The organism is Amycolatopsis sp. NPDC051371 (genome assembly GCF_040682155.1).
Classification (GTDB): Bacteria; Actinomycetota; Actinomycetes; order Mycobacteriales; family Pseudonocardiaceae; genus Amycolatopsis.
Genome location: NZ_JBFBAG010000032.1, coordinates 59,147 through 71,861, shown reverse-complemented (window position 1 = coordinate 71,861; position 12,715 = coordinate 59,147). Strand labels below are relative to the sequence as shown.

Genomic DNA, 12,715 nt, shown 5'->3' with positions numbered 1-12,715 from the left:
TCAGCCTCCCTGGACAGCCATCTCGTCGATCCACGCGTCGACCGCGCCCGCCTTGCGCACGAACGACTCCCGCACGCAAGGGTGCGGCAGGATCAGGAACTCTTCCGTGCCGAGGCCGCGCACGACCGCCTCGGCGACGTCCTCGGGTTCGAGCAGCGGCGCCGCCGCGGCGATCGCCAGCGCGGCCGGGTGACCGGCGGCGATGCCGGGTTCGAGCAGCGCCGTCCGGACACCGAGCGGGCACAGCGCGCTGACCCGCACCCCGCGTGGCCGGTAGGTCATCGCCAGCCACTCGGCGAGCCCGACCGCCGCGTGCTTGGTGACCGAGTACGGCGCGTCGCCGGGGGTGCCGAGCAGCCCGGCGCCCGACGCCGTGATCAGCAGGTAGCCGTCGCCGCGCGCGAGCATCGCGGGCAGCACGACCTGCGCGGCGTGGACGTGCTGCATGACGTTGAGCTCCCACGACTTCGCCCACTGCTCGTCCGCCGCGTGGACGCCGGTGCCGAACGCCGCGCCCGCGTTGGCGCAGAACAGGTCCACCTCGCCGAACTCGGCGCGGGCCGCCGCGACCAGCGTCTTGAGGTCCTTTTTGGACGTCGCGTCGGCGGTCACGGCGACGGCGCGGCCGCCCGCGTCCGCGATCTCGTCCGCCACGCGCCCGGCGCCCGCCGCGTCGACGTCGGACACGACCACCCCGGCCGCGCCTTCGGCGGCGAGGCGCCGCGCCATGGCGGCCCCGATTCCGTGTGCGGCGCCGGTCAGCACGACGACCCGTCCGGTCAGTTCCACGCGGGCTCCAGTATTTTCCGGGCTATTGTTACGCAGGTGAGTGAATTGTATTTCCGCCTTAGAAGGCAGGTGATAAAAGCCCTGGTGGGGGCCATGATCGTGCGGTGTTCACAGTTTCCCACCCTAGCACGAGTATTGCTTTTTCCGGGTCCGGTGCGTTATTCCTGTGATTGGTCTGCGTGAAGATCACCCCACCCCGCACAGGAGGTCCGCCGATGGCCGAGCTCGTCCCGCCGTCGCACGCTCGACGGCTGCGGTGCCTCGGCATCGGCGACCCCGACGCGGTGGCCGCCGTGGCGCGCGGCGGCGGCCTCGGTGTGCTAGACGGCGCCGATCCGGCCGATCTCCGGCTCGTCGCGACGCGGGTCCGGGTGCCCTACGGGGTGCGCACGGACGGCCCGGTTCCCGAGGGCGCCGCCTTCGCTGTCCGCACGACGGCGCCGTGGACCGGCGCGCTCGCCGAGGTGTCCGACGTCGCCACGGCCCGGGAGGCCGTCGAAGGTGGCGCGCTGGGACTTCTCCCCCGTGGCGGCGAACTCAGTGCCTTCGTGTTTCTGCAACAACTTCTCACGACGTTCGAGGTTCCGGTGTGGGGCAGCGTGGCCGGCCCGCGGACGGCGGTGGGGGCGCTCGCCGGGGGCGCGGCCGGAGTGCTCCTCGAGTCCACAGTGGAAGCGGACGTCCGCCGGATCATCGGCGTCGAGGTGCCCGCGCCGGCGACCTCCGACCGGCTGTGCCGGACCTTGGGCAGCGCGCTCCCGATCGTCCAGGGCCCCATGACGCGGGTCAGCGACCAGCCGGGGTTCGCCGCCGCGGTCGCCGAGGCCGGCGGGTTCCCGTTCGTCGCGGTGGCCACGGCGAACGGCACGCGCACCACGCAGCTGCTGACCACCACCGCCGACCGCCTCGGCGACCGGCCGTGGGGTGCGGGCATCCTCGGCTTCGTGCCCGACGACCTGCGCGTCGAGCAGCTCTCCGCGATCCGCGCGGTGCGGCCGCGGTGCGTGCTGGTCGCGGGCGGAAAACCGGGTCAGGTCAAGGCCTTGGAAGCCGAGGGGATCGCGACCTTCGTGCACGTCCCGTCGCCGATCCTGCTCGGTCAGTACCTCGACGCCGGGGTCCGCCGGTTCGTCTTCGAAGGCGCCGAATGCGGTGGGCACGTCGGTCCGCGGCCGAGTTTCGAGCTGTGGGAAGAACAACTGGCCGTCCTCGGCGCGACCAAGGATGTCGAAGTGCTGTTCGCGGGCGGGATCCACGACGCCCGGTCGGCGGCGATGGTCACCGCGATGGCGGCGCCGCTCGACGCCGTCGGCGTCCTGATGGGCACGGCGTACCTCTTCACCGAGGAAGCCGTCGCGCACGGCGCGATCACCGGCCTGTTCCAGGAACGCGCCATTGCCGCCGACACGACCGTCACGCTCGAGACCGCGCGGGGCCACCGGACGCGGTGCTTGCCGAGCCCGTACACGACCGAGTTCGAGCAGGTCAAGGCCGGTCTGCGTGACGTGCCCGCGCAGGAGGCGTGGCAGCGGCTGGAAGAGCTGAACGCCGGACGGCTGCGCGTCGCGAGCAAGGGCGTCCGGCGCGACGGCGAGCGGCTCGACGAGGGAACCCAGCTCGCCGAGGGGATGTACATGGCCGGTCAGGTCGCCGTGCTGCGTGACTGCCGCACGACGATCGCCGAGTTGCACGCCGACGTGACTTCCGGGAAAACCTTTGCACGCGTGGAGGAATCCGCTCCGGATTCGGACAGCAGGGACATCGCCGTCATCGGCATGGCCTGCGCGTTCCCGGGCGCTCCGGACCTCGAAGCGTTCTGGTCGACCGTCCTGCGTGGTGAGGACGCGGTCACCGAGGTCCCGCCGGAACGCTGGGACCCCGCTGTCTACTTCGGACGGTCGACGTCGAAGTGGGGCGGGTTCCTGCCGCCGCTGGACGTCGATCCGCTCGACTTCGGCATCCCGCCGTCGGCGATGGGCAGCATCGATCCCGCGCAGCTCGTCTCGCTGGAGACCGCGCGCCGGGCGCTGGCCGACGCCGGGTACGGCGAGCGCGACTTCGATCGTGAGCAGACGAGCGTCGTGTTCGGTGCGGAGGCGGGCGGCGACCTCGCCAACGCGGGCACGCTGCGGTCCCTGCTCGACGGTTACCTCGACGAGGTGCCGCCCGAGCTGCTCGCCCAGCTGCCCGCACCGACGGAGGACACGTTCCCCGGCACGCTCGCCAACGTCATCTCCGGCCGGATCGCCAACCGGCTCGATCTCGGCGGCGCGAACTACACGGTGGACGCGGCGTGCGGCTCGTCGCTGGCGGCTCTCGACCTCGCGGCGAAGGAGTTGCGCGCCGGGACGAGCTCGCTGGTGCTGTGCGGCGCGGTCGACCTGCACAACGGCATCCACGACTACCTGATGTTCACCTCGGCGGGCGCACTTTCACCGACCGGCCGTTGCCGCCCGTTCGACGCGGCGGCCGACGGGATCGCGCTGGGCGAGGGCGTCGCGTGCCTGGTTTTGAAGCGCCTGTCTGACGCCGAACGCGACGGCGACCGGATCTACGCCGTGGTCAAGGGCGTCGGCGCGGCGAGTGACGGCAAGGCGCTCGGCCTGACCGCGCCGCGTCCGGAAGGTCAGCACCGCGCGCTGGAAAGGGCTTACCGGGACGCCGGAGTGTCCCCTGTGGACGTCGGCCTGGTCGAGGCCCACGGGACGGGGACGGTGGTCGGCGACGCGACCGAGCTGCGGACGTTGACCGGCTTCTTCACGGAGGCCGGCGCGTCGCCTGGTTCGTGCGTGCTCGGGTCGGTGAAGAGCCAGATCGGTCACACGAAGTGCGCGGCGGGGCTGGCCGGGCTGATCAAGGCGGCGCTCGCGCTGTGGCACGAGGTCGTGCCGCCGACGCTGCACCTGAGCAGACCGAACACGGCTTGGGACGCGGCGAGCCCGTTCACGTTCACGACGGCGGCGCGGCCGTGGGCGGATCCGGCCCGGCTGGCGGGGGTCAGCGCGTTCGGCTTCGGCGGGACGAACTTCCACGCGGTGCTGGGGGCGGGACCGGTCGCCCCGGATCGGCGCCATGGCCTACGGGATTGGTCCGCCGACGCCGAAGAGATCCTTCGGAACGTCCGGAAAAGCGACTCCGACCCGGGCAAGGTCGCCTTCCTCTTCCCCGGTCAGGGCAGCCAGCGCACCGGCATGCTCACCGAGCTGTTCGTCTACTTCCCCGAACTGGCCGACCTGCTCAAGCTCGCCCCCGACGTCGCCGCGAAAGCGTTTCCACCGCACGCCTTCGACGTCGACGCCGCTGAAGCGCAAGAACGGGCCCTCACCGACACCCGCATCGCGCAGCCCGCGCTCGGGCTGGTCGAGACCGCCGTGGCGCGGCTCCTGCGGCAAGTCGGCGTCCGGCCGGACTTTCTCGCTGGGCACAGCTATGGCGAGCTTGTCGCGCTGTCGGTCGCCGGGGCCTTCGACACCGAAACCCTGCTGAGGCTGAGCCGAGCCCGCGCGAAGGCCATCGCCGACACAGCCCGGCCCGGCACCATGGCGGCGGTCAGGGTAAAGCGGGACCTCCTCACCCCGACCCTCATCGGCCCGGATGTCGTGATCGCCAACCACAATGCGCCCGAACAGGCCGTCCTTTCCGGACCGACCGCCGCCATCGAACGCGCGATCCGGCGGTTGCGCGAGACCGGCATCGCCGCCCAGCGGATCCCGGTCGCTTGCGCCTTCCACAGTCCGCTGGTCGCCGAAGCGGGCGACCTCTTCGGCAAGGAACTCGCCCGGGAATCCATCGGGGAACCCCGGCGAACGGTGTGGTCGAACCGCACCGCGAAGCCGTACGAAGGCGACGTAAAAGAAGAACTCGTCGCGCAGATCGGTGCGCCCGTGCGGTTCCTCGAGCAGGTCGAAGCCATGTACGACGCCGGCGCGCGGACGTTCGTCGAGGTCGGGCCGGGCCGGGTGCTCACCCGGCTCGTCGGGGAGATCCTCGGCGACCGGCCGCACACCGTCGTCGCGTGCGGGCCCGATCTCAAGGGTTTTCTGACCGCGCTGCAAACGCTTGCGCGCGCAGGCGTCGACGTCCGCACCGACCGGCTGCAACGGCCAAAACGGCCGGCACCGTCCCCGACCGCCTGGGCCGTCGACGGACGGTCCGCCCGTGCGCCCGGCGCCGAGGCCCCTGCCCTCCTCCCGGCCCGACGAATCCGGAGTTCAGCCATGACCCAGCCCGCTCCCGGCCGTGACCAGGCGGTCGTCGACTTCCTGCGCACCACCCGCGAGCTCGTCGCCGCCCAGCGGGAGATCATGCTCGGCTACCTGGGCGGCGCGCCCGCCGCCGCGCCCGTCGTGGTCCACGAGCCCGCACCGCGACCGCAGCCGGAACCGCAGCCCGAAGCACCGGAAGCCGCAGACGTCCTCACCACGGTGATCGGCGTGATCAGCGAACGCACCGGCTACCCGGCCGAGATGATCGCCGGCGACCTCGACCTCGAAGCCGACCTGTCGATCGACTCCATCAAGCGCACCGAGATCGCCGGGACGCTCCTGGGCCGCCTCGGCCTCCCCGCCGACGACCGCACCGACCAGCTCAGCCGCGACCGCACGGCCGACGCCCTGACCGCGCACCTCGAGAGCTGGCTGAACCCCACCCCGGCGGCCGCCGCGCCCACCCGGTACCGGCTCGAACGGGTGCCGGTGCCGCTGGACCCGGATCCCGAACGGCTGCGCGGGAAGACCGTGGCGGTGCTGGGCGAGGACGACGCCGTGCGAGCGGCGTTCGCCGCGGCCGGGGCGGCGGTCGTCACCGGGGACGCGGACATCACCGTGCTGTTCGCCCGTGACCTGACGGAGGTGTTCTCCCGGCTCAAGGCACTGCGGGGCACCGTGCTCGTGGCGGCGGAGCCGGACGCCGTGGCCGGGCTGCGCGGCCTGGTGCGGTCGGCGGCGCTGGAACGCGGCGGCGTCACCCGGCTCGTGGAGGTGACGCAGGACGTCGCGAAGACCCTGGTGGACGAGGCCCTCAGCGACGGACCGGCCGTGGTCGGCCACGACGAGACCGGCCGCTTCACGATCGAGCCCCGGCCGGCGGGCCTCGGGTCGATCGCGTACTCCGGCGCCGGGCCGGGCGGCGGTGAGCTGGCCGCGCTCGGCCTCGGCCCGGACTCCGTCGTTCTGCTGATCGGCGGGGCCCGCGGGATCGCCGCCCACACGGCTGTCGCGCTCTCCGCGTCCGGCTGCCGGATCGAGCTGGCAGGCCGGACGGCGTGGCCGGGGGAGCCGGACGACCTGCCCGAAGATCCCACCGCGATGCGCGCGGTGCTGGCCGGGCGCGGTGGCTCGGTCGCCGACGTCGAACGCCGCGTGCGGACCGTGCTGGCCCAGCGCGAGATCGGCCGCACCCTCGACGAGATCCGCGCCGCCGGCGGCGACCCGGCCTACCGGACGCTCGACGTGCGTGACCCGGACGCCGTGCGCCACCTCGTCAAGAACCTGCACGGCCGGATCGACGGCGTCGTCTTCGCGGCCGGCGTGCTCGACGACAAGCTGATGGCCGACAAGGACGAGCAGTCGTTCCGGACCGTGTACGAGACCAAAGTGGACGGCGCGCGGGCCCTGCTCGACGCGCTCGACGTCGAACCCGGATTCGTCGCGTTCTTCGGCAGCATCGCCGCGGTGCTCGGCAACCGCGGCCAGACCGACTACGCCGCGGCGAACGACGCACTGGAGTCGCTGGCGAGAAGCTGGCCGGGCCGTGCGGTGACCGTCCACTGGGGACCGTGGGCGCCCGCGGACGACCACAGCGGCATGGTGTCACCCGAACTCGCGCGCGAGTACGAACGCCGTGACGTCCGCCTGCTCGACGCGGCTGAGGGCACCGCCGCCCTGCTGCGCGAACTCGCCTACGGCACGGACCGCGCGGTCCTGTACACGGCGTCACTGTGGTGACCCAGGAGCCGGTCGCGATCGTCGGCATGGGCGTGTTCCTGCCCGGTGCGTCCACAGTGGACCGGTACTGGCGGAACCTCGCCGAGGGCGTCGACGCCGTCACCGAGATCCCGTCGCACCGCCGGGACCCGGCGTTCCACGGGCACGACGCCACCGCGCCGGACCGGACCCACGGCCGCCGCGGCGGGTTCGCCCCGGACACCCTGGTCTTCGACCCGATCGCCCACGGAGTGCCGCCGACGTCGCTCGAAGGCACCGAGCCGGACCAGCTGACGGCGCTGGCCGTCGCCGTGGCCGCGGTCGACGACGCGGGCGGTCTCGGCCGGCTCGGCGACCCCGAACGCATCGGCGTCGTGCTCGGCCGCGGCGGCTACCTCTCGCCCGGGCTGCGGAGCTTCGACCAGCGCGTCCGCACCGTCCGGCAGGTCACCCGCACGGTCAGCGAGCTCCTGCCGTCGGCCGGGCCGGACGTCCTCGACCGGCTGCGGACGGCGCTGCTGGAACCCCTCGGCGAGTTCCGGCCGGAGACCGCGGCCGGGCTCGTGCCGAACCTCGCCGCGGCCCGCGTCGCCAACCGGCTCGACCTCGGCGGCCCGGCGTACACCGTGGACGCCGCCTGCGCGTCTTCGCTGGTCGCCGTCGACCAGGCGATCGGCGAGCTGACCCGGCACCGCTGCGACGTCGTGCTGGCCGGGGGCACCCACCAGACGCACGACGACACGCTCTGGGCGCTGTTCACCCAGCTCGGCGCGTTGTCGCCGAGCCAGCGGATCAGCCCGCTCTCGCGCGAAGCCGACGGCATGCTCATCGGCGAGGGCACCGCGGTCGTCGTGCTCAAGCGGCTGGCCGACGCGCGGCGCGACGGGGACCGCGTGTACGCCGTCATCCGCGGCAGCGGCACGTCGAGCGACGGGCGAGGCGCGAGCCTGCTCAGCCCGTCCGTCGCCGGGCAGACGCTCGCGTTGCGGCGGGCCTGGGCAGGGCTCGATCCGGCGGAGATCGGCTTGCTGGAAGCCCACGGCACGGCCACGCCCGCCGGGGACGCCGCCGAGCTGACCACCGTCGCCGACGTCTTCGGCCAGGCCGACGGGGCAGGGCCGGAGTCTCGGTCGGTGATCGGCTCGGTCAAGTCGATGATCGGGCACACGCTGCCGACGGCGGGGGTCGCCGGGCTGGTCAAGGTCGCCCTCGCGCTGCACCACGAGGTGCTGCCGCCGACGCTCAACTGCGCCGACCCGAACCCGCTGCTGGACAAGACCCGGTTCCGGGTGCTGGCCGAGGCCGAGCCGTGGGGCGCGCTGCCGCGCGTCGGCGCGGTCAACGCGTTCGGCTTCGGCGGTGTCAACGCGCACGTCGTGCTGGCGGCCGGCGACCCGGCGCCGAAGCGGCGGGTGCGCGTCGACGAGCCGGAACGCGTGCTGCGGCTGGCCGCGAACACCCCCGGAGAACTCCTGGACCAGCTCGACCGGCCCGGCTCGGGCGACGGCCCCTGCCGGATCGCGATCGTCGGCCCGGACGAGCGCAAGCTGGCCACGGCCCGGAAGGTGCTCGCCAAAGTGGCGGCCGGAGGTCGGTCGTGGCACGGCGGTGGCGACGTCTGGTGCTCGGTCGACCCGTTGCTGCCGACGGGGAAGATCGCGTTCGTCCACCCGGGACTGGAAGCCGGCGCCGAACCGCGCATCGAAGACGTGACCAAGCACTTCGGGCTCGACCGTCCACAGTGGTCCACGGCGAGCGTGCTCGACCGCGCGGCGAGCGTGTCGGCGACCGGGCTGGTGCTCGACGAGGCCTTGCGGCGGCTGTCGATCCGGCCGGACGCGCTGGCCGGGCACAGCGTCGGCGAGTGGACCGCGATGCAGGCCGCCGGGATGTACCGGGCGGAGCCGGGTCTCCTGCAGCGGTACTGGCCCGACGGGTTCGAGCTGCCCGACGCGGACTACCTGGTACTGGGTTGCCCGGCCGGGCGGGTCGCGGAGCTGCTGCCCGATGACCTGGTCGTCTCGCACGAGAACGCGACGAAGCAGACGATCGTGTGCGGTCCGCCCGATGCCGTCGCGAAGTTCGCCGAAACCTGCCGTGGGCTGGGGATCGTGGCCCGGACGCTGCCGTTCCGGTCCGGCTTCCACACCCCGCTGATGCGGCCGCACCTCGCGCCGTTCGCCCGGCTCGCCGCGGAGCTGGACCTGCGCGAGCCGACCCTTCCGGTGTGGTCGGCAACGACCGCGCGGCCCTACCCGGCGGAACCGGACGCGGTCCGCGACCTGTACCTCGTGCACCTGATCCGCCCGGTCCGCTTCCGGGAGCTGACCGAAGCGCTGCACGACGCCGGGTTCCGCGCGTTCGTGCAGGTCGGCGCCGGGCAGCTCGGCTCGTACGTCACCGACACGCTCGGCGAGCGGCGGCACCTCGTCGTCGCGGCCGCGTCCGGCACCCGGTCCGGCCTCGCGCAGCTGCGCCGCGTCGCGACCGCGTTGTGGGTCGAGGGCGGGAATCCGGACTTCGCGGCCCTGGAGCCGCGGCGGATCCGGCTCAGCACCGGGAACTCCCTGCTGTCGTTGGGAGACTCGGCTCGTGGGCTGCTCGACGACCACGCCCTGCCAGCCGGGGTGCCGGACGCGATCGTCGCCGAGTTCACCGCCCTGCTCACCGAGACCCGGCGGACCGCTGCGGACGTCGTCGCGGCCGCCGCGAGCCGGCGGGTCGGGTCCACTGTGGACGTCTCGCTGGCCGCGATGCCGTACCTGCGGGACCACCGGTTCTTCCGGCAGCGCGAGGGCTGGCCCGACGAGTCCGACTTCCGGCCGGTGGTGCCGGCGACGACGCTGGTGGACCTCGCCTGCCGGGCCGTCGAACGCGCCTGGCCGGGCACGGCGGCGGTCGCGGTGCGGGACGCGGTGTTCTCCCGGTGGCTGATCGCCTCCCCGGCGCAACGGGTGCCGCTCTCGATGAGCCGTGAGGGCGGCAGCGTGACCGTCGAGATCGGACCGTACGCGCTGCTGACCGTCGAGCTGGGGACGTTCGCCGCGCCGCCGTCCCCGGCCGGAGTGCCCGGCCCGGAAACCACGCCGCCGCTGACCGCGGAAGAGATCTACGCGCGGCGCGAGATGTTCCACGGGCCGGCGTACCGGGGCCTGGCCCGGCTGACCGGCCTCGGCGAGCAGCACATCCGCGGCGAGCTGGTCGTGCCGGAAGCGCCCGGCGGGCTGCTCGACAACGTCGGCCAGCTGCTCGGCTGCTGGCTGATGGCCGCGCGCTCCGACGGCCTGCTCGCCTTCCCACGGTCGATCGGCCGGCTCACCTGGCACGGGCCGGAACCCGCGCCCGGCACGCGCGTCACCTGCCTGGTCCGCGTCCGGCTGCCCCGGCCCGACGTGCTCGAGATGGACGCCGAGCTGGTGCGCGACGGCCGGGTGCTGGCGAGCATCGAGGGCTGGCGGGACGTCCGGTTCCCCTGCGACCGCGCGGCCCACCGGGTGTACGCCTTCCCGGACCGGCACCTGCTCGCGGAACGGCGGGACGACGGTTCGGTCGCGGTCACCGACCGCTGGCCGACGGTCGCCGCGCGGGACATCTACGCCGGCATCTACCTCAGTGCCGAGGAACGCGCCGAGTTCGCCGCCGTGTCCCCGCGGCGAGCTCGCGGCTGGCTGCTCGAACGCATCGCCGCGAAGGACGCCGTCCGGGCCCGGCTCGCCGAACCCGTCTACCCGGCGGAGATCCGCGTCCACGACGACGGGCGGGTGTCCGGCCGCGGCCGTGACCTCCCGGACTTCGCCGTCACGGTCGAGCTGAACGGTGACACCGCCATCGCACAACTCAGGAGCACGCCATGACCATCGACCACGCGTCCGCGACCTTCGACGTCGTCGCCGAGCTGCTCACCGAGCTCGTCGGCGACGTGCTCGGCATCGAGATCACGCCCGGCACGACGTTCCACGAGGACCTGCAGCTGGAGAGCATCGACCTGGTGACCTTCGCGAGCATCCTCGCCGAGCACTTCGGCGCCGAGGTCAACCTCGCCGAGTACCTGGCGGAACAGGACCTCGACGACGTCATCGGACTGACCGTCGGCGACATCGCCCGGTTCGTGGGGGAGCGCACGTGCCCACGATGACCGTGAACGGGCTGCGCACCAACGTGCAGCTCGTGCCCGCCGGCGGCACCGAGACCGTGGTGTTCCTGCACGGTATGGGCACCGACAGCCTCGCGAGCTTCTACCTCACCCTGGCGCCGCCGGTGGCCGCCGCCGGCATCGACGTCATCAGCTACGACCTGCGCGGGCACGGCAAAACCGAGCGGCCCGTGAGGGGCTACACGCTGGGTGACTTCGTCGCGGACCTCGACGACCTGCTGCGGCAGCTCGGCGTCGACCGGCCGGTGCACCTGGTGGGCAACAGCTTCGGCGGGACCCTCGCCTACAGCTACGCCGTGGCCAATCCTTCGCGCGTGCGGAGCATCGTGTGCATCGAGTCGGAGCCCGCGACCGAGGTGTGGGCGGGCAAGATGGCCGAGATCCTCGCGTACACCGTGAAGTTCCTGCAGGTGGAGGAAAGCTTCGACTGGATCGAGGCGAACTTCAGCGCCCACCACCGGCGGCTCGCGAAGATGGCGGCCGAGCGGATCACGTCGACGAAGATGGCGGAGGAGGTGCCGCTGGGGCCCCTGCTCACGTGGGAGCAGGTGGCGGCGATCGGCTGCCCGGTCCTGTCCATTTTGGGCAGTCAGGGCTACCAGGCCGACGACCTCGAAGCGCTGACGTCGGTGCTGCCGCACGGCGAGCTGCACGTCTTCGAAGGGCAGGGGCACTCGGTGCTGGTGGAGCAGCACCGCGAGGTGCGCGAGCTGGTGCTGCGCTGGATCGAGCGGCACGCAGCGTGAGGTTCCTGCTGGTCGTGCCGCCGCTGGCCGGGCACGTCGCGCCGTTGCGCGGGGTGGCTTCGGCGTTGTCGGCACGGGGGCATTCCGTGGCTTGGTGCGGTCCGTCGCCGGAAGTGTCCACTTTGGTCTCCGGCCGCGTGTTCCCGGCTGGGGATTCTTCACCGTTTTCTCTTTCCTTGCGGCCGCCTGAGTTGCGGGGCTTCGCCGCGTTGAAGTACTTGTGGGAGTCCTATTTGGTTCCCCTGGCGGACGCGATGGTGCCGGGCGTGCTGTCGGCGGTCTCGTCGTTCGCGCCCGACGTGGTCGTGGTGGATCAGCAGGCGATGGCCGGGGCGCTGGTCGCCGCGCGGTGCGGACTGCCGTGGGCGACGTCGGCGTCGACGTCCACCGAGCTGGCCGACCCGCTGGGTTCCCTGCCGAAGATCGCGTCCTGGGTTTCGGATCTCCAAGCCGGGCTGCGGGCCCGGCACGGCGTGCTGCTCGGGGATCTGCGGTTCTCGCCGCACCTGGTGCTGGCGTTCACGACGCGGGCACTGGCCGGTTCGTCGCGCCTGGCGGTTCCGATCAGCTATGTCGGCCCGGCGCTGCCGGCCGCTTCGGGGGAGTGGTCTCTTGTAGACGATCGGCCGCTGGTCGTGGTGACGCTGGGGACGTCGAACGCCTCGGCGGGAGCACGGTTCCTCGCGGAGAGCGTCGACGCACTGGCCGGGATGCCCTCTGTACAGGGCCTGGTGGTGGATCCGGCCGGTCACTTGATCAGTGAAAGCGTCGGGCTGTTCCGGCGGATCCCGCAGGTGGCGGTGTTCGCGCACGCGTCGGTGGTGGTCTGTCACGGCGGGCACAACACCGTGTGCGAAGCGCTGTCGGCCGGGTTGCCACTGGTGGTCGCCCCGATCCGCGACGACCAGTCGATGCTGGCCCAGCAGGTGACGGCGGCGGGCGCGGGCATCCGGATCCGCTTCGACCGCGCGAAGTCGGGAGACATCCGCAAGGCGATCGAGTCGGCGGAGGCTTGCCGGCCCGGTGCGGCCCGAATCCGCGAGTCGTTCGAAGCGGCTGGTGGGGCAGAGGAGGCCGCAACCCACCTGGAAGCCCTGGCTTGA

At 72.9% G+C, this 12,715-nt stretch carries 6 protein-coding genes; 5 read left to right on the top strand and 1 reads right to left on the bottom strand.

Going from position 1 to position 12,715, the window contains the following annotated elements; all coding sequences use genetic code 11:
• Window positions 1-789 carry an SDR family oxidoreductase gene (locus tag AB0M59_RS33570; protein WP_364623461.1) on the bottom strand — a complete coding sequence of 263 codons (789 nt, stop codon included), beginning with the start codon at window positions 787-789 and terminating at the stop codon, window positions 1-3.
• A 215-nt stretch (window positions 790-1,004) separates the two neighbouring features.
• Between AB0M59_RS33570 and AB0M59_RS33565 the strand changes: the two genes are divergently transcribed.
• From AB0M59_RS33565 to AB0M59_RS33545, 5 genes are read left to right on the top strand one after another with little or no spacing between them, the layout of a single operon-like run.
• On the top strand, window positions 1,005-6,734 hold the full coding sequence (locus tag AB0M59_RS33565) for an SDR family NAD(P)-dependent oxidoreductase (protein WP_364623460.1): 5,730 nt from the start codon (window positions 1,005-1,007) through the stop codon (window positions 6,732-6,734).
• Window positions 6,731-10,567 carry a type I polyketide synthase gene (locus tag AB0M59_RS33560; RefSeq protein ID WP_364623457.1) on the top strand — a complete coding sequence of 1,279 codons (3,837 nt, stop codon included), beginning with the start codon at window positions 6,731-6,733 and terminating at the stop codon, window positions 10,565-10,567. The genes AB0M59_RS33565 and AB0M59_RS33560 overlap by 4 nt, the downstream gene beginning before the upstream one ends.
• Window positions 10,564-10,848 carry an acyl carrier protein gene (locus AB0M59_RS33555; protein WP_364623455.1) on the top strand — a complete coding sequence of 95 codons (285 nt, stop codon included), beginning with the start codon at window positions 10,564-10,566 and terminating at the stop codon, window positions 10,846-10,848. Before AB0M59_RS33560 ends, AB0M59_RS33555 begins: the two co-directional genes overlap by 4 nt.
• Entirely contained in the window at window positions 10,836-11,612 is a 777-nt protein-coding gene (locus AB0M59_RS33550; RefSeq protein ID WP_364623453.1) for an alpha/beta hydrolase, read from the top strand. Before AB0M59_RS33555 ends, AB0M59_RS33550 begins: the two co-directional genes overlap by 13 nt.
• Window positions 11,609-12,715 carry a nucleotide disphospho-sugar-binding domain-containing protein gene (locus AB0M59_RS33545; RefSeq protein ID WP_364623450.1) on the top strand — a complete coding sequence of 369 codons (1,107 nt, stop codon included), beginning with the start codon at window positions 11,609-11,611 and terminating at the stop codon, window positions 12,713-12,715. Before AB0M59_RS33550 ends, AB0M59_RS33545 begins: the two co-directional genes overlap by 4 nt.

Bases quoted from the DNA above. Each gene is read 5' to 3' on its own strand.
- AB0M59_RS33565 (WP_364623460.1), top strand. From the start codon at position 1,005: ATGGCCGAGCTCGTCCCGCCGTCGCACGCTCGACGGCTGCGGTGCCTC.
- AB0M59_RS33555 (WP_364623455.1), top strand. From the start codon at position 10,564: ATGACCATCGACCACGCGTCCGCGACCTTCGACGTCGTCGCCGAGCTG.